Raw genomic sequence first — 18452 nt, forward strand, 5'->3', positions numbered from 1 at the left:
ATTGAAATTGATGGCACGACTTGTGCTTTAAATTTCTATTATTACTGGGTATGTCAAATTATCGTCGGAGGTAGACATGGAAATTATTATGTTGTTGCTGGTAGCACTGGTGGTGCTGGTAGCTATGGTAGCCAGTCGCTTTATTGATAACAGCAACCCATTCCAGGTGCAAAAGCGCAGCAGTCTGTTTAGCCCGGTGGAGCGATCCTTTCAAAACTTACTGGAAAAAGCAGTTGAGGGCGAATATAAAATTTTAAACCGGATTAAACTTGCCGATCTAATTGAAGTAAAAGGCAACGCTAACGAAAAAGCCCGGCGCAGTACTTTGGTAAAACTGAATGCGAAATATCTGGATTTTGTGCTGTGTTCAACCGATGACCTGCGGGTGATTGCCGTGCTGGACTTAGTAAACAACAGCAACAAAGACGGCCATAAAGCCGCACCAGACTGGTTTGTCAGTGGCGCGTTAGAAGCTGCCGGCGTGCCTTATTTACGTGTTAAAATTAAGGCCGGTTATACCGCTGCTGATTTGCAACAGGCATTGGCCCAGCGCTTAGGTAAGCCTGCGGTAAAAGCCGAGCCTATGTATAAAGGGCTGGTTAAAAAAGGCCCTACCCGCCCTGTCCGCTCTTACAAAGCCGCGCAACCTGCCGCTACCGGACTGACCCCTGTGCTGTCACACTCTCAGATTAAAGCGCAGCAAACCGGACTCATTCAGGCGTCATAGCGCCGTCTTGAAATGCTTCAAACTAAGCTATGCCTTAATGCCGCCCATAGTATGGGCGGCATTTTTATACTCTGAACAAGAATCTTAAATACAGCTTGAAAGAAAAGCAGAAAAGACAATAAAGCAAAAAAACCCTAAAGTTTGGCAAAGTGCGGCCGATATCCTGCTGACGTATTGTTAATAGGAGGTACTATGAGTCAATCCGTTGCTGCTCTGGCAAACGCACAGAGCTTTGAAATACTGGGCGCTGTTATGGCGAAAAAACAGCAAAATCAGCAAGCACAGATGGCTAATATATTGCTGCAAAGTGCAATGCAAACGGTTGAACAAACCTCTGCTGCGTCACCGGTAGGTAATATCGGGCAAAATATTAATATCAGTGTCTAGCGGTTTTCAGGCCCTACTAATAAAAGGTCAGCTGTTGCTGGCCTTTCTTCTGTCTATATTTGATAGACCGATCTGCTATTTATCACCGCTATCAACTATTATCTTGCTTCTCAAGAAAATCTTTGAATTCAATCGTGTATAGCTTAATCAGCACATGAGTCAGGGCAAATATAATCGGCCCGTAAATCAGGCCAATTACGCCAAACAGTTGCAAACCACCAATCAGCGACAAAAATAACACCAAGGTGCTCATATTAGAGGCGCCCTGCATCAGCACAGGTCGTAAGAAGTTGTCGATTGAGCCAACCACTATTGCCCCCCACAAGGTTAAAAACAGGGCCCAGGGCCAGTCACCTGTCAGGACAAGATATAAACTGGCCGGTACCCAGATTAACGCTGCACCGACCACCGGAATAAGTGACGCAAACACCATCATGGTGCCCCAGAATAAACCCGGCATGCCAACGATAGCCATGCCAACACCACCTGCTATACCCTGGGCTAATGCCGTTAAAAAGGTGCCCAAAACGGCAGATCGCGCTACAGTGTTCGCTTCTTTAAGCAGTTTTTCTTCCTGTGAGCGGGCCAGTGGTAGTATCCAGAACAGGCTTTCAATAATTTTTTTATGATCACGCAGCAAAAAAAACAGCACAAATAACATCAGAAAAAAACTGACAACCATACCGGTAATATCACCGAGTACTTTGGTACTGAGATCCAGCAATTCCTTACTAAAACCAGAAGCAAATCCGGTTAATTTGTCAACAATATCATTGACACTAAAATCAGCAACCGGGACAAAGTTATTAAGTTGCTCAATAGCATTTTTAACAAAAGATTGCTGTAATAGTTGATCAGCGCCGCCACCCTCAACCCATTGATAACTCTGTTTGGCAAAGGTAATACTTTGCTGAACAATCGCCATCAACACCAAGGAAGCGGGTACCAGAATAACAACCACCAGCAAAGAACATGTCAGGGTGGATGCCAGGTTAGGCTTATTTGGGAACTTGCGGACAACGCGCTGATGTACCGGAAAGCACAACAAAGACAAGACAAACGCCAGCACCACTGGCCCAATAAACGGCGCAATTAGCAGGTAACTGGCATAAAGTGCAAGCAGTAAGAAAATAATGAGCACCCAATGCCCGGGCTCAATTTTAACCTGATTATTCAACGGAGAACTCCCTTTATAAACAAATACCCAGTACTAACTAGGGCGCAACCTGCTGCAGTATTAACCCACAAATATAAGCGCCATAGGTGCCTAAGCCATACCCAAGCACCGCCAACAATACGCCAACCGGTGCCAGCGACGGGTGAAAGGCGGCTGCGACTACTGGCGCAGATGCTGCACCGCCAACATTCGCCTGGCTTCCCACCGCCAGATAAAACATCGGGGCCTTAATAAGCTTGGCGACCACCAGTAAAAGGATCGCATGTACCAGCATCCAGATAATACCTACCAGAAACATCAACTTGTTACTGAGAATTGCCGTAACATCCATTTGCATACCGATGGTTGCCACTAAGATATATAAAAATGCCGTACCGACTTTAGAGGCGCCAGCGCCTTCTAATTTCCGGGCTGGGGTTAATGACAATAACAACCCCACCGTTGTGGCAATAACCACCAGCCAGAAAAAGCCGCTGGTTAAGCTATAATCAGCCAGATGCGGTGCCACCTCACCAATCCATGGCGCAATAATATCCGCCAGAGCATGCGCCAGGCCGGTCACACCAAATGCTACCGCCACGATCAGCATAATATCCTGAATTGTCGGAATGCGGGAGCTTTCAGCCTGATATTGCTCTATTTTCTGCTGTAAGTGGCCGATTGCCCGGGTATCCGCGCCGTTAGCGTGATCAATTTGCTTTGCCCGGCTGGCGATAAATAACAACACCGCTAACCAGACATTAGCGACCAGCACATCAACGGTTATCATTACCGAAAATAAACTGCCGTCTACCTCAAATACTTCTTTCATTGCTGCCTGATTCGCGCCACCGCCTATCCAGCTGCCGGCAACGGTGGTTAAGCCGCGCCAGACATCACCACCAAGCTGCTCTGGAAAAAAATAGCCGACGGTAAGTAAAGCTATTGGCCCGCCAATAATGATGCCAAGGGTTCCGGTAAAAAACATAATCAGCGCCTTGGGCCCAAGGCCCAGGATCGCTTTAAAATCGACGCTTAATGTCAGTAAAATAAGACTGGCAGGCAGCAAATAGCGTGAGGCCATTTTGTACAAAGCAGATGCTTCACCATCGATAAAATTGAAACTGTTTAATAAAGAGGGAATAAAATAGCAGAGTAATAAAGCAGGAATGTATTTGTAAAAACGCTGGCAAGCCCGGTTATTGCTGTGGCTGGTGTAAAATACCAGGCCCAGAATCACCGCCAGTAAGCCAAGCACCACAGCATCATTAGCAAACATGGGTGGTTGAGACATATTGCGTCCTGTGTCATTTTATTATTGTTATGGTAGCGGCTAGACCGCCAGCTTTTGCCGTCAACATAGCACAGCGCAGCAGTTGGAGAAAATAGTCTGCTAGCCTGTAAGCTAAAGTTATTTGAAATAGCACGATAAAAATGGATGGTAGAACAATGCTAAATCTCGTTTTAACCTCGCTTAACGCACTCTCGCTAAATGTACTAAGGCGAACCACAAAACCGTTGATGGGCTCCCTGTTAGTCGGGGCAACACTGTGCAGTAATGTACTGCAGGCCGAACCTATTACTCTGGAGCAAACGGTGGCGGTGCAACACGTCACGGAACTGACCATCAGTGCTGATGGCAAGTATACTGCCTTTATTCGTAATCGGCCGCGTAACCCTTACACCGAAGACGATGGCAGCAGCTATCGTGAATTATTTATGATACAAGACAAAGGCCAGGAAATACCCTTTGTTACCAGCGATGTCCGGGTGGGTAACCTTAAATTCAGCCCTGACAGCAGCCAGCTGTATTTTGTCAGTAAGCGTGGTAAAGATAAATTTGCCGGCTTATACCGGATTGCCGTCAATGGTGGTGAAGCCTCTCAGGTGCTAAGTCATGGCAACAATATTGCCAGCTATGACATCAGCCAGGACGGCCGTCATCTGGCCTTCATCGCTAAGCCGGCAGAGCCAAAAACCAAAGAACAGCTAACCAAAAAGGGTTTTAAAGCAGAGGTTTATGAGGAAGAGTCTGAATTAACCCAGCTGTGGCTGGCCGATTTAACTGCCAGCGAGCTTAAACCAGAAGTTATTGCCATTGAAGGGAATGTGTTGTCACTGAGCTTTGCCCCTGATAACAAACATCTGCTGATCCGCACCGCCCCCACCGCCCTGATAGACGATGACTATATGGCCAGCCAGTATCAGGTGGTTAATCTGGCAGGTGAAACCGTGCAGCAGTTTGCCACTGCCGGAAAACTGGATAAGGCAGTGTTCTCACCAGATGGCAGCAAAATTGCACTGATTGGCAGTGAAGATATCCATGATCCCTCTGCCGGACGTTTACTACTGGCTGACCTGAAAAGTGGCCAGGTAACCGACATTCTGCCTGATTATATGGGGCATGTGCAGGATCTTGCCTGGCGCAGTAACACTGAGCTGGAGTATGTTGGCCATGTCGGTACTGAAGCTGAAGTAGGCCGGATTAATCTGCGTAATATGAAACGTAGCGACGTGGTAAAAGCTGGTAATGGCATCGTAACCACTTTGGCCATTGCCAGTAACAGCCAACACGCCAGAGTGCTATTAAATAAAGCCGGGCACCCCGCTGAAGTTTATGCCATGACGAAACGCGGCGCGCTTAACCGGTTAACTAACTCCAACCCCTGGTTGGCCGACATCAGCATGCCAAAACAGGAAACAGTCAGACATAAGGCCCGTGACGGTCTGGAACTGCAAGGGATCCTGGTTTATCCGCTGAATTACGTTAAAGGCCAGCAATACCCGGTAGTCATGGTGGTGCATGGTGGGCCGGAAGCACATATTTCTAATGGCTGGCTGGATCGTTATGCCAGCCCGGTGAAACTAATGGCCTCTGAAGGTTATATCCAGTTTTTTCCTAATTATCGTGGCAGCACCGGCCGGGGCGTTGAATTCTCGAAACTGGGCCAGAACGACTATGCGGGTAAGGAGTTTGATGATTTAGTCGATGCCAAAAAACATCTGGTCGATATTGGTCTGGCAGACGCCAGTAAAGTAGGCATTACCGGCGGCTCATACGGAGGTTATGCTTCAGCCTGGGCGGCCACTAAACAAACTGAGCACTTTGCAGCCAGCGTAATGTTTGTTGGCATCAGTAATAATTTATCTAAGTTTGGTACCACTGACATTGCCAATGAAATGCATCTGGTCCATGCGCGCAGCTATCCATGGCAAAAATGGCAGTGGTATTTAGAACGCAGTCCTATTTACCATGCGGAGCAAGCGAAAACACCAATCCTGATTATGCATGGCAAAGAAGACACCCGGGTGCACCCGAGCCAGTCACTGGAGCTTTATCGTTACCTGAAGACTCATGGCAAGGTGCCTGTTCGCTTAGTGCTATATCCCGGTGAGGGCCATGGTAATCAGAAGGCCGCAGCACAACTGGACTACGGCATGCGGCTGATCCGTTGGATGGATCATTTTCTGAAACAAGGAAAAACGGAACTGCCTGCCCATCAGCTGATGCATAGCGACAAAATTAAACAGGCGAAAGGATCCGAAGAGGATAAAACTTCAGCAGAGCGCAAAGACGCTGCCTGAGGTATTTCCAAACAAAACGGCTGGCCAAAGCCAGCCGTATTTAACCATTGACGATATAACGTCAGCATTACGACACTGCAGTTATTGTTTTAAACGTAGTGGTTGCTGATCAAATGCAACGCCATCCCAGCCGCTTCGCATAAAGTTACGGATGTTCAAATGATCTGTGCCTTTAGGATCAGCGAGTACTTGCAGGTAAAAGTCGCCAAATAAAAATAAGGTTTGTGGTTCAGATAATTGATGCAGTGAACCAAAAGCCAGTATTTTACAGGCACCGACATTTTCACCGGCCAGATTGTGCAACTCACCGTTTTTAAAGTCACATGGCTCAAAATGGTACATCAGGTCAATGATGCCAATACTTTGCTCAAAACTAATGGTTTCAGGCTCGGTACTTAACTGAATAAAAAAGCGCTCTAACATTGCAACTCCTGCGTTGAACTGGCCTCGCTGGCCGCTGCTATTCTGCCTGGTCACACTATCACTGATATTAAGCCGCAGCAGTGCGAACTGCAATACTACTTGCCCTGCCGTGACGTAAAATTAACATTTAGTTACGGTCCCGGCCCGCTTTTAACAGCAGTGTTGGTATACTCTTGTCATTGGAAACCGGTATTGCTGATCTATGCTAAACAGAGAAAATCATCCGCTGAGGCAACTGGAGCTAAGCTTTCAGCCGCCTTTAGCGTGGGACTGTATGCTGGCATTTTGGCAGGCGCGCACGCTAAATGAAGTAGAATGGGTTGATTCTGGGCGTTATGGCAGAACGTTTTGTTACCTGCAGCAACCAGGTTGGTTTGAGGTTGCGGCCAAAACAGCTCATAGCCTGACGTTAACCTTGCACTGGCCCGCGACGCAGGGCCTGAGTTCTTTGTTGCCGAACCTGCGCCGGTTGCTGGATTTAGACGCTGACATTTTGCAAATTGAGCAGCACCTGCTTGGCCACCCATTATTTCGTGATGGCATTATTCATGGCCTGCGCATTCCGGGGTTATGGAATAACTGGGAGGCCGGTGTCAGAGCTATTCTTGGTCAGCAGGTTAGCGTTGCCGGCGCCCGCACCCAGCTTAACAGGCTGGTGCAGGCGCTGGGTGAAGCAATTACTCAAAATAAACGACTATTCCCGACACCAGAAGCGGTGTTAGCCAGTGACTTAAGCATGATCAAAGTGCCGGCATTACGCCGGCAGACCCTGCGGGATTTAGCGGCCTTGATGCTGGCTCAGCCCGAGGCTACGCCAGAGCAGTGGCTTAATATTAAAGGCATTGGCCCCTGGACCAGTAATTACGCAAGAATGCGTGGTCAGCGCGACAGTGATATCTGGTTAGCTGGTGATCTAGGTATTCAAAAGGCGCTAGCCAGAACCACCAATCAGACCGTCAATTCGGACACTCTGGCACCCTGGAGAAGCTACGCTACTTTTCAGCTCTGGTTACAAAAAGGAGGATAAAATGTTTCAGCAAACTATCGACAGCCCGTTGGGCGACGTGCAAATTTTTGCAAACGCATTTGGCTTAACCAGGGTAAGTCTGGGCAAAGTTGTTGCCAGTGCTGATGCACCATCAGCCATGACCAGGCTGGCAGCTACCCAGCTTCAGCAGTATTTCCAAGGCGATTTAACCACATTTAACCTGCCTCTGGCGGCGACCGGCACGCCGTTCCAGCAACAAGTCTGGCAGGCACTTTGTCAGCTACCTTACGGCACAACCTGCAGCTATGCCAGTGTTGCTCAGAGCATAGCTAAGCCCAAAGCAGTAAGGGCGGTGGGAGCAGCTAATAGCAGGAATCCGCTGGCAATCGTGGTGCCCTGTCATCGGGTAATTGGTGCTAATGGCACTCTCACTGGCTACGCTGGCGGCCTAGACAATAAAGCCTGGTTACTGGACCACGAGCAAAGGGTAAGCCTTAAAGGTTAATTTTCAGCCAGAAAAAAGCCGGGCAAGGCCCGGCTAACTTTAAGCAAAGTTGTGCTTAGAACTGGTAAGACACACCAAAGCGGAACTCGTTTTTGGTATCACCGCTATTTAACGCTAAATTGCCACGAACAGCCCATGCTGGCGTTAAAAAATAGGCAATACCGCCCGCTAAACTGCCATGCTCATCATAAACCGTGTGATAGGTCGCTTCGCTATACAACTCAACTTGTGGGGTTAAAGGATGACGAATACCTACACCTGCAAAGGCGCCGGTTTCATCGGCATCGCCTGACCAATTTTCAACACCACCTAACAAATAAGTTTGCGTATCAGCTGAAAAGCCCAACGAAGTACCCAAGATGTAATTCAACCCGGCCTTCAGCTGATTTGCATCGAACGGGCCATTTGATAAACGAGCATAGCTGGCATCCGCTACCCAATTACGATTTAACCGAAAAGATCCCTCAATGTATGGGCCATCACCAGCGGCATCGGTGTAACCCGCACCGACATAATCCCACACCGGGTTAGCCATGCTATTTGCGCTTACCGTCATTGCCACCAGAACTGATGCTACTAATACTTTTTTCATTTTGTTACTCCATTACTTTTTCAATTCAATCTGTCAGTGACGCACTGTCAGTGTCGAAATTGGTTGTAGCTTAGCCCTTCAGACTTAACAGCTGCTGAACTTAGTGGTGTAAGCAGTAATCTTTCAGCTTTTTCGAACGAATACTGGCCAAAAATGGCATTTTATATTCTGATTAGTTGCGCTTTAATAGGTAAAAGACACCTTATGTCAGGAGCACGCCATGACCAGCCGCAGTTTACAGCAGATAATTCCCGCCACATCGGTATCAGATGGTGCCGGTGTTAAAATTAAACGCAGCCTTGGGTTAAATGCCCAATTACGATTTGACCCGTTTTTAATGCTCGACTGTTTCGGTTCTGAACAGGCTGACGATTACATAAAAGGCTTTCCAGCGCACCCGCATCGTGGTTTTGAAACCGTCACTTACATGCTGGACGGCCATATGCTGCATGAAGATCATCTGGGCAACCAAGGACATTTAAAAAGCGGAGGCGTGCAGTGGATGACCGCAGGTCGCGGCATTATTCACTCCGAAATGCCGCAGCAGGAGCACGGCATGATGCGGGGGTTTCAGCTTTGGTTAAACTTACCTGCAACCGAAAAAATGAAGCCTGCAGCCTACGTGGATATCAGCCCGGAGCAAATACCGCATTATCAACCGGCAGAGGGGATCGATGTAAAAGTCATTGCCGGCAATTTTCGCTTTGGTAACGCGGACGTATCCGGCCCGATTAACGGCTTGAGCACAGAGCCTCAGTTCTATGACATCCGGCTGAAAGCCGGCACTGAGTTAACCGTTGCCCTGCCCGCTGCTCATCATGCCATGCTGTATCCCTTTGATGGCCAGCTTGCGGTAAAAAAAGATGACAACCTGCAGCAATTGAAAGCGCACCATGCTGGTTTATTAAGCGAAGGCGACAGCGTCACATTGATTGCTAGTAATGACGTCAGCCTCATTTTACTGGCAGGAAAACCCATTGGTGAACCGATTGCACAATATGGTCCCTTTGTTATGAATACGCCAGCCGAAATCGAGCAGGCTCTCCGTGATTATCAGCAAGGCCAACTCACTGCGGCTGGCCCGGCCGGCCAAATTAAGCTTAATTCGCCCGCATAAACAGAGGATTTTCTGGCACAGGGCCTTTATACTAGCGCTTTTAAGTGTAGAGGCCCTATTATGAAACGCTTTGGTATTATCGGTGCAATGGAGCCGGAAGTTGCTTTACTGAAACAGCAATTGAGTAAGGTAACAACCGAACAAATTGGCAACTACGTATTTTATCGCGGTAACTTGGCAGGCAACGAGACCGTAATTGTCCAATCCGGGATTGGTAAAGTGGCGGCGGCCGTGGCGACGACCTTACTTATTGATCACTTTCAGCCTGATTGCATTATCAATACCGGTTCGGCAGGTGGCTTTGATCCTGAGCTGAATGTTGGCGATATCGCCATTGGCACTGAAGTGCGCCATCATGATGTCGACGTGACGGCGTTTGGTTACGAGTATGGTCAGGTACCACAAATGCCAGCAGCTTATCTTGCCCACCCAAAACTGGTAAGTGCCGCAGAACAGACCATTAGCAGTTTAGGGTTTTGTAATACCAAGAGCGGCCTCATTACCACTGGCGACAGCTTTATGTGTGACCCAGAGCGGATAGCGCAAACTCGTGAGCGCTTCCCTACGATGCTTGCAGTGGAAATGGAAGGGGCTGCGATTGCCCAGGTGTGTCATATGCTAAATACCCCTTTTGTGGTGATTAGAAGTCTTAGCGATATTGCTGGCAAAGAGTCACCGATATCGTTTGATGCCTATCTCGAAGTTGCCTCGAAAAACAGTTCAGCGATGGTAGTCGCGTTGTTAACTCAGCTGAGCAACGTAAGCTTACAATGATACCCTGGCTTGAAGCCCTGCCAGCCTGGCCAAGCATAGCGTTAGTCGCGCTACTGCTAAGCCGGCTGATGGTATTGCCGGGCAGCAGGGCACCGTTTAACGCGTTTGCCATCATACTGCAACGTCTGGCTAAAAAAGTGCACCCGGATATCACCCGCAGTAGCTTTCAGCAGCAGTTATCCGGCACCCTGGCACTACTGCTGGTGGTGCTGCTGCCCCTGGCTATCACCTATGGATTCTATCTGCTATCAGAACTGCCATTAGTATTAGATGCCATTATTTTGTATTTCTGTCTGGGTAGCCGGCTTAGTCTGCAGCAAGGGACAGCTGTGGCGAATAGTTTGCAACGCCAGCAGCTTACCCTGGCCAGAGAGCAAGCTGCGCCCTTACTGCTGCGTGACCGGGGGAATTTATCGGCAATGGGCTTAAGTAAAGCCTGTATTGAAAGCCTGTTGCAGCAACAAGCTGCCAACCTGGTCGCCACGTTATTCTGGTTTTTAGCAGGAGGTGGTTTACTGGTTCTGGCCTATACTCTGCTACAAACTGCCGCACGTCAGTGGAACTACAAACTCCCTCATTATCGCTACTTTGGTCGCACCGCCGCGCGCTGTTATCAGCTGGCATTAGCGCCCGGACTGATTATTTCGACATCATTGCTAGCCATCCAAACCGGGATTCGCTCAGCCTGGCGTAATTATCGTCAGGCCGACACGCTTTTTTTCTACTGGCCCAGCCGCCTATTGCTGGCGGCAGGAGCCGCCGCGCTTGGTGTTAAACTGGGTGGTCCGGCGTATTATGCGGCGCTGAAAACACCCAGACAGCGCCTTGGGAATGGCGCAGAACCGACCGGCAAAGACATTTTACGGGTTATCATGCTGATAAACGCCCAACAAACCGCGTTAATTATTTTGTTTAGCAGTATGTTAGCTTTATATATCGCCAGCATATTATTAATGACATAAATAAGATAGGTTATATACTCTGCTCCTGACACTGCGCACTAGACAATGCGGGTAGTGTCGGTATAAGGTCTGTCACAGCAAAATGGCTGTAGCACTAATAATGATATAAAGCTGCCGGGTTGGAGAGATTACGTGATATTCAGAGTTGATCTGTTGTCTGAACATATCAGGTTCTTTGCCAGAACGCTGATGTTTGGCCTGTTGTTGATCTTTTCTAGCCCAAGCGTGGCAAAAGTTGCTCTTTTGCAGCCTCTTACCCCGGATCAGGGCTTATCGCAAAGCACCGTGTTTGACCTGATGATCGACAGCAATGGTTTTTTATGGGTTGCCACTCAGGGTGGCATTAACCGCTTTGATGCTAATAAAGTTAACCGGATCACAGCCGCCGAGCATAATCTGGATGATGTGAGCTTTACTAAGGTAATAGAAGATCAGCAAGGCAGAATTTGGGCCGCCGCTGAGACCATTGGCATCTATTTATACGATGATAATAATAGTCACTTTAATCTTTTTAAGGCTATCACCAACAATAAAGAAACCACCCAGAATTTCTACATTCACTACCTGCTTGATGAAGATGCACAGCACCTGCTGTTTGCAATGAATGATGAAGTCTATCGCCTGAATAAAGATACCGGTCAGAGCAGCCTGCTAATTAGTTTACAAGAATACCTTGGTAAAGATGATATTCCCCGAACCTTGCTACTTAATGGCCAGTACCTGTTAATTGGTACCAGTAATGGCCTTATTCAATACAATCTCAGTAGCGGCGAACATCGGGCCATCCCTTTCCTTGATAAGCAAACCGTCGGTAAAGATCAACTTAATGTCAAATATTTGCATTTACATGCTGATCGTCTATTTATTGGTACGGTTGAGGGGTTATACAGCATAGCCTTAACCAGCCTGACAGCAGCTGCAACAGGCGCTGATAACACTGCAACGCCTGCAAACACCAAGTTACACATTGCCGATTATAATATCTGGCAAATGTTATGGCAGGGCAACGAAGCTTTGGTTGCCACCGAGCAAGGGCTCTTTACTTATAATAATGACGATAACACCCTGCAGTTTCTACTGCGATTTAGCGACAGTAATCTTGGCATTTTTGACGATAATATCAGAGATATAGCTGCAGATGACTTTGGCGGGTTTTGGTTGGCTTCGCGTGACGACGGAGCTTACTACTGGCATCCGCGCTCTTTGGCGTTTGAGCATTTAAGCCGTCAGAGCAGTTTGGGCGAGCAACTTAGTAATGATAAAATCTATCAAATGGCAGCAGAAGCTGATAGTAATAACTTATGGCTGGGTACCAGCAATGGTCTGAATAAAATTAATGTGGTTACCGGTGCGACCAGCAGCTATTTTGTGTCTGCTGATCCCAAAGCAGTTTGGCATCCTGGTACAGTAGAGCAGCTTTTTTTAGACCCAAACAACCCCAACTGGTTATGGTTTGTCTCGTCCACCGGCTTAAATTTATTCGATACCCGAAGCAATGAATTACTACCGTTACCCGTCGCTGACGAAACTCTGCGTAAATTATTAGGGTATAACTTCTACAACGTTGAAAATCATCAGGGTCAGACTCGGTTATATTTCTATTTTGAAGATAAAATATATCGTTACACACCCGCGACAGGCATGATTTCCGAGCTGGAGATATTCCAGCAAATGCCATTGTATTATTATGCCGGCATTGTTGGTGCTTTACCCGGCAAACCTGATGAGTTGTTGGTAGCTGCCTCCGATCAACTGTGGATTTACAATAGCCGCCTGAATAAAATAAGTTTGTTCTACCAAACCAGCAACTACCGCCCCGAAGTATATCGATATGCTGATAGCATGGTAGTCGATGATTACGGCATCCTGTGGGTAGGAATAAATAGTGTTGGTTTACTCGGTTTTGACAGCGAATCACTAACGCTTAAACACCATTTTACCGTTAACGACAAATTAATGGCGCAACAAGTATATGCGCTGCAAAAAGATCAGGCGGGTAATATCTGGTTTTCCTCGCATAGCGGCCTGAGTAGACTGCAACCTGATACCTTGCAAATAGAGCACTTTACCAAAACAGATGGTTTACGAGTGCATGAATACAACGGCGACGCATCTGCCAGACTGGCTGATGGCAGAATAGCTTTTGGCAGCATGCGCGGTGTTACGCTGGTTGACCCCGCTAAACTGGCCATTAGTGAGCCGTTACCCAAGGTAAATATTACTGACATCAATGTGCTTAGTGGTGATTTTAAAAACCAGAGCGGCATACTGAACAAAAAAGTATTTCAACTTGATCACGACGACCTCGGTATTCAATTACAATTTAGCGCCATGCATTTTCGGGATAACCATAAAATGCGCTACCGCTTCTGGCTGGAAGGGTCTGACAAGCTGAACTACCCGGAGCAAAAAGCCAATAACGTGGTTTTCCCGAGGCTTCGCAGCGGCGATTATCGCTTTCATGTTGTCGCCATTGCTCCTTATACCGGCAAAGAAAGTGACATTGTCTCGGTTAATCTGAAAATTAAGCCAGCGCCCTGGCGCTCGCCATGGGCGCTGACATTTTATGCCATTATTGGCCTGGCATTATTTTATCATCTGTATCGACTGCGCCGTGAGCAGCAGCGAATTATCAGTGAAGCCCATCAGGAGGTGTCAACCAGCGAACAACGGTTAAAGCAGGCGCTGGCTTCTGTCAATAGCGGCGCTTTTGAATGGCATGAGGACAAAAACAGCTTATATGGCTCCAGAATGCAATTGATGCTGGGCTATAGCGAGCAGATGAATACGATTACCCTGCAACAGCATCAATCCCTTATTCATCCGGAAGATCGCGAAAACTATCAGCAACAATGGCAACGTTTTTTGCAACATCCCGATGCTAGTTTTGATCTCACTTACCGTTTAAAGCACAAAAATGGCCAGTGGCTGTGGTTTCGCGATCAGGGCCGGGCGACGGCGCTCGATAGCAATCAGCAGGTGATCAGGGTTAGTGGTACTTACAGCAACATTACCGAAACCCGGGCCAATATGGAAAAAGCGAAACTGTTCGGCGAAGCGTTTCAGCAAACCCGCGATTGGGTGGTTATCTTAGACTGTAAGCAACGGGTCATTGCCGCAAATCAGTCATTCTCTGTGGCGTTTGGCAGTGTCGAACAGTACCTTGATAACCCTCGCACTCACCATCTGGGGATTAGCTTGGTACGCCGGCGCTTTTATACGAAGTTGCTGCAAGAATTAACCGCCGGCGCGCATTGGCAGGGTGAAGAACAGGTTATAACCCCAGATGGTCGCGAACGCCCTACCCTGATTAATATCAGTGCCATTGGTGAGCAGCAACAGGTCGCGTTTTACGTGCTGGTGTTTACCGATATTACCGCCCAGAAAATGGCGGAAGAAGAACTGCGCTACCTGGCCAATTATGATGCGTTAACCGGCTTACCAAACCGGGCGCTGCTAATGGACCGGATATTACACGCAATGGAGCAATCCCGACGTGAGAAAAAGGCGCTGGCATTATGTTTTATCGACTTAGATAAATTTAAACAGGTTAATGACTCACTGGGCCACGATATTGGCGATTTACTGCTAAAAGAAGTCGCCAGGCGGCTTGGCTTGTCGTTACGGGAGCGGGATACCGTGGCGCGGCTTGGCGGCGACGAATTTGTGGTGTTGCTCGAAGGGTATCGTCGCGGTGAAAACGTCAGTATGGTGGCACGCAAAATGTTATCCGTGGTTAGCGAACCAATGCAGCTGGGGCCGCATACCGTTGGCGTTTCGCCCAGTATAGGCATTGCTTTATACCCGGATGATGCACTGACTGCGCAGGAACTGCTGAAACACGCTGACGTGGCCATGTATCACGCCAAAGAAGCAGGTCGGAATAACTTCCAGTTTTTTACCACCGAAATGAACGAAAAAGCGCATATGCAGCTGGCACGCGAAACCCGGCTACGTAAAGCGCACCAAAATAACGAGTTTTTCAATGTGTATCAGCCCATTGTCGACAGCAGCAAACAACAAATGGTTGGGGCTGAAGTGCTGATGCGCTGGCAAAGTGCTGACGGGGTGGTCTCCCCCGTCGATTTTATTCCGCTGGCAGAAGAGTTACGCTTGATTGTTAGCATGACACAGCAATTACTGGAACGGGCGCTGGCCGATTTAAGCCAATGGCGCCAGGATGGTATCGATATTTATTTGTCGGTTAATTTGTCACCACAGCATCTGGAACAAAGTAATCTGGCCAGTCACACTTCAGCATTGCTGCATAAATACGGGATCCCAGCCAGTTGTCTGCGCTTTGAAGTAACAGAAAGCGCTCTGATGAATGATCAGCAAAGCGCCATTGAAACCATGCTGGCATTAAGTGCCCTGGGCATTCAGTTAGCACTGGATGATTTTGGCACCGGCTACTCTTCGTTAAAATACTTAAAGCAACTGCCGATAGATGCGATAAAAATTGATCGAAGTTTTGTCAGTGACATTGGCATCGATAAAAGCGACGAGACCATTATCGATGCCATGCTGAGTATGGCGAGCAGCCTGGGCATGTATTGTATCGCCGAGGGGGTTGAGACCTCTGAGCAACTGGCCTTTTTCACCGAGCGCCAGTGCAGCTTAATTCAGGGCTACTTTTTCTCAAAACCCTTGCCAGCAGCAGAGATCCCGCCGTTTTGGCAGCAGCAATAACCCGAAGCGATAGTGCCTGATCAGATAAGCTGGCAGCTTGCTGCGACCAAAATGTGCTGGCGACTCGTTTGCCCCGGTACAGGCCTGCTATAATGCGCAGCCAAATCACCCCGCTGCCAGGATTGTTATGCAACCTCACCTGCTCAAAGGCGCCCTGCTGTTACTGCTGGCTGAAGCCTGCTTTGCCGGTATTGGTGCCGTGGTGAAATACAGTAGCGACATGGCCAGCGAAGTGCAAATTGTGTTTTTTCGTAACCTGTTTGCGCTGCTACTGATGCTGCCATTTTTATACCGGCATGGCTTTGCCATGCTGAAAACTCAGCGTTGGTACTTGCATGTAAGCCGGGCACTAACAGGCCTGGTTTCCATGTACTGCTTCTTTTATGTGCTATCACAATTACCACTGGCCCAGGCCATGATGGTGATTATGTTATCCCCTTTTATCGTGCCAATACTGGCACGTTTCTGGCTGAATGAGCGGCCAAGCCGTATTACCCGTTTTGGCATTGTCCTTGGCTTTGTCGGCGTTATTCTGGCCCTACCAAGCCCGGATCCCAGTTTAAATATGGTGTTATTACTGGCGCTATTTGCGGCATTTTTAGTCGCCATTACCAAAACCACCATCAGGGCCATGGCCAGCACTGAATCGGCGGTGCGCATCGTCTTTTATTTTTCCCTGCTGACTGCCGTGCTCTCTGCCATACCGGTACCTTTTTACTGGCAACCTCTTGGCAGCGAGGTGTGGCTGGCGTTTGCGGCAATGGGCATGCTCGCCGCAGTTGGTCAACTGGCCATGACCAGTGCCTTTGCCGTTGCTCCAGCCAGTGATATCGGCATGTGGACCTACAGCAGCGTGCTGTTTGCCGGTGCTTTTGGTTATTTATTCTGGCAAGAGCCGGTAACCCTAAGCTGGCTGGCTGGGGTAATTATCATTTTTTATGCTGGCTACGTTACCACCCGCCAGCGCCTGTTTTAGGTGCAGCGGTACAGCGCGGTACCAAGTAAAATGGCGTAGTACAAAGCTTTTGCCAAGGACGCTGGCACTGTGGCGCCGAACAGGCTAAAATACGCTCCCTTTTTCAGACGCGACAACACAGGTAACGACCACCAATGGGCAAAAAACTGCACATTAAAACCTGGGGCTGCCAAATGAATGAGTATGACTCTTCAAAAATGGCAGACCTGCTGGATGCAACACATGGCTACACCCTGACCGACGAAGCAGAAGATGCAGATGTTATTCTGCTTAATACCTGCTCCATCCGGGAGAAAGCACAGGAAAAAGTGTTTCATCAACTGGGTCGCTGGCGTCCATTAAAAGAAAAAAATCCGGATCTAATCATCGGGGTTGGCGGCTGTGTCGCCTCACAGGAAGGGAAAGCCATTCGCGAACGTGCTCCCTTTGTTGATATTGTATTTGGGCCGCAAACCCTGCACCGCCTGCCAGAAATGATTAACGCCGTTAAAGGCTCTCATTCGCCGGTAGTGGATGTATCATTTCCTGAAATAGAGAAATTTGACCGACTGCCTGAACCTAAAGCAGAAGGCCCGACGGCCTTTGTCTCGATTATGGAAGGCTGCTCGAAATACTGTACCTTTTGTGTTGTGCCCTACACCCGTGGTGAGGAAGTTAGCCGGCCGTTAGACGACGTACTCTTCGAAGTAGCCCAACTGGCAGCACAGGGCGTGCGGGAAGTTAACCTGCTGGGCCAGAACGTTAATGGCTATCGCGGTGACACTCATGATGGCAATATTTGCCACTTCTCAGAATTGCTGCGTTTAGTGGCCGCGATTGATGGTATTGACCGGATCCGGTACACCACTTCGCACCCGATTGAATTTAGCGACGATATTATTGAAGTGTATCGTGACGTGCCGGAACTTGTTGATCATTTACATTTACCGGTGCAGTCAGGCTCAGATCGTATTTTAAATTTAATGAAGCGTGGCCACACGGCACTGGAATACAAAGCACAAATTCGTAAGCTGAAAAAAATCCGGCCAAATTTAAGCATGTCATCGGATTTTATTATTGGTTTTCCCGGTGAAGACGATACTGACTTTCAGGCCACTATGGATCTGATCCAGGCAATTGGCTTTGATATGAGCTTCAGCTTTATTTACAGCGCACGTCCGGGTACACCAGCGGCAGATTTGCCAGATGATGTCAGCGACGACACCAAAAAACAGCGTTTATATATTCTCCAGGACAGAATTAATCAGCAGGCACTGAAAATTGCCCGTAACATGTTGGGTACGGAGCAGCGGATCCTGGTTGAAGGGCCATCAAAAAAGAATATTATGGAATTGACCGGCCGAACTGAAAACAACCGGGTCGTTAATTTTGAAGGTTCGCCAGAGATGATTGGCCAGTTTGTCGACGTAAAAATTACCGACGTTTTCAGTAATTCATTGCGCGGTGATTTACTGCGCACCGAAACTGAAATGGGCCTGCGCCGGGAAATTGCGCCAGCCCAGATCTTAGCCAGACAACCTAAAGCGGATCCTTTAGGTGTAACCACTTTTACGCCGTGAACCGGCCTTAAC

At 48.2% G+C, this 18452-nt stretch carries 15 protein-coding genes; 11 read left to right on the forward strand and 4 right to left on the reverse strand.

Annotation, left to right across the window (positions count from 1 at the left end; translation table 11 throughout):
* Positions 1 to 76 precede the first annotated feature (76 nt).
* Entirely contained in the window at positions 77 to 727 is a 651-nt protein-coding gene (locus tag ABY802_RS01570; RefSeq protein ID WP_372625251.1) for a DUF2726 domain-containing protein, read from the forward strand.
* Positions 728 to 919: 192 nt separating this feature from the next.
* Entirely contained in the window at positions 920 to 1114 is a 195-nt protein-coding gene (locus ABY802_RS01575) for a hypothetical protein (RefSeq protein ID WP_290612916.1), read from the forward strand.
* A 91-nt stretch (positions 1115 to 1205) separates the two neighbouring features.
* Here ABY802_RS01575 and ABY802_RS01580 read toward each other — a convergent pair whose 3' ends face one another.
* Both ABY802_RS01580 and ABY802_RS01585 read right to left on the reverse strand, forming a co-directional pair.
* Positions 1206 to 2291, reverse strand: a complete 1086-nt coding sequence (locus tag ABY802_RS01580) for an AI-2E family transporter (protein ID WP_372625252.1) — start codon at positions 2289 to 2291, stop codon at positions 1206 to 1208.
* Between the two features lie 37 nt (positions 2292 to 2328).
* Positions 2329 to 3564: a DUF819 domain-containing protein gene (locus tag ABY802_RS01585; RefSeq protein WP_372625253.1), complete on the reverse strand. Its 1236-nt coding sequence runs from the start codon at positions 3562 to 3564 to the stop codon at positions 2329 to 2331.
* Positions 3565 to 3719: 155 nt separating this feature from the next.
* On the opposite strand from ABY802_RS01585, the gene ABY802_RS01590 reads away from it, so the two are divergent.
* Positions 3720 to 5855, forward strand: a complete 2136-nt coding sequence (locus ABY802_RS01590; RefSeq protein WP_372625254.1) for a prolyl oligopeptidase family serine peptidase — start codon at positions 3720 to 3722, stop codon at positions 5853 to 5855.
* A gap of 81 nt (positions 5856 to 5936) precedes the next feature.
* Here the strand turns inward: ABY802_RS01590 and ABY802_RS01595 are convergent, their stop codons facing one another.
* A complete protein-coding gene (locus ABY802_RS01595; RefSeq protein WP_372625255.1) occupies positions 5937 to 6278 on the reverse strand; it encodes a HopJ type III effector protein in 342 nt (113 codons plus the stop codon).
* Positions 6279 to 6480: 202 nt separating this feature from the next.
* On the opposite strand from ABY802_RS01595, the gene ABY802_RS01600 reads away from it, so the two are divergent.
* Both ABY802_RS01600 and ABY802_RS01605 read left to right on the forward strand, forming a co-directional pair.
* Positions 6481 to 7305, forward strand: a complete 825-nt coding sequence (locus ABY802_RS01600) for a DNA-3-methyladenine glycosylase (protein ID WP_372625256.1) — start codon at positions 6481 to 6483, stop codon at positions 7303 to 7305.
* A gap of 1 nt (position 7306) precedes the next feature.
* Complete coding sequence (locus tag ABY802_RS01605) at positions 7307 to 7771, forward strand: methylated-DNA--[protein]-cysteine S-methyltransferase (RefSeq protein ID WP_372625257.1); 465 nt, start codon at positions 7307 to 7309, stop codon at positions 7769 to 7771.
* A 55-nt stretch (positions 7772 to 7826) separates the two neighbouring features.
* On the opposite strand, the gene ABY802_RS01610 is transcribed toward ABY802_RS01605, so the two are convergent.
* A complete protein-coding gene (locus ABY802_RS01610; RefSeq protein ID WP_372625258.1) occupies positions 7827 to 8363 on the reverse strand; it encodes a hypothetical protein in 537 nt (178 codons plus the stop codon).
* A 220-nt stretch (positions 8364 to 8583) separates the two neighbouring features.
* Between ABY802_RS01610 and ABY802_RS01615 the strand changes: the two genes are divergently transcribed.
* From ABY802_RS01615 to miaB, 6 genes are all read left to right on the forward strand, one after another.
* Entirely contained in the window at positions 8584 to 9480 is an 897-nt protein-coding gene (locus ABY802_RS01615) for a pirin family protein (protein ID WP_372625259.1), read from the forward strand.
* Between the two features lie 60 nt (positions 9481 to 9540).
* Positions 9541 to 10254 carry a 5'-methylthioadenosine/S-adenosylhomocysteine nucleosidase gene (mtnN, locus tag ABY802_RS01620; RefSeq protein WP_372625260.1) on the forward strand — a complete coding sequence of 238 codons (714 nt, stop codon included), beginning with the start codon at positions 9541 to 9543 and terminating at the stop codon, positions 10252 to 10254.
* Positions 10251 to 11216: a cobalamin biosynthesis protein gene (locus tag ABY802_RS01625; protein ID WP_372625261.1), complete on the forward strand. Its 966-nt coding sequence runs from the start codon at positions 10251 to 10253 to the stop codon at positions 11214 to 11216. The genes mtnN and ABY802_RS01625 overlap by 4 nt, the downstream gene beginning before the upstream one ends.
* Before the next feature lie 132 nt (positions 11217 to 11348).
* Positions 11349 to 15905, forward strand: coding sequence for an EAL domain-containing protein (locus tag ABY802_RS01630; protein ID WP_372625262.1), 4557 nt, complete (start codon positions 11349 to 11351; stop codon positions 15903 to 15905).
* A 127-nt stretch (positions 15906 to 16032) separates the two neighbouring features.
* Positions 16033 to 16881, forward strand: coding sequence for a DMT family transporter (locus tag ABY802_RS01635; protein WP_372625263.1), 849 nt, complete (start codon positions 16033 to 16035; stop codon positions 16879 to 16881).
* A 134-nt stretch (positions 16882 to 17015) separates the two neighbouring features.
* The gene (gene miaB / locus ABY802_RS01640; RefSeq protein WP_372625264.1) at positions 17016 to 18440 is read left to right on the forward strand and encodes a tRNA (N6-isopentenyl adenosine(37)-C2)-methylthiotransferase MiaB; all 1425 of its coding nucleotides are present in this window, start codon (positions 17016 to 17018) and stop codon (positions 18438 to 18440) included.
* Positions 18441 to 18452: the final 12 nt, after the last annotated feature.

It is taken from the genome of Arsukibacterium sp. (assembly GCF_041616895.1).
GTDB lineage: Bacteria > Pseudomonadota > Gammaproteobacteria > Enterobacterales > Alteromonadaceae > Alishewanella.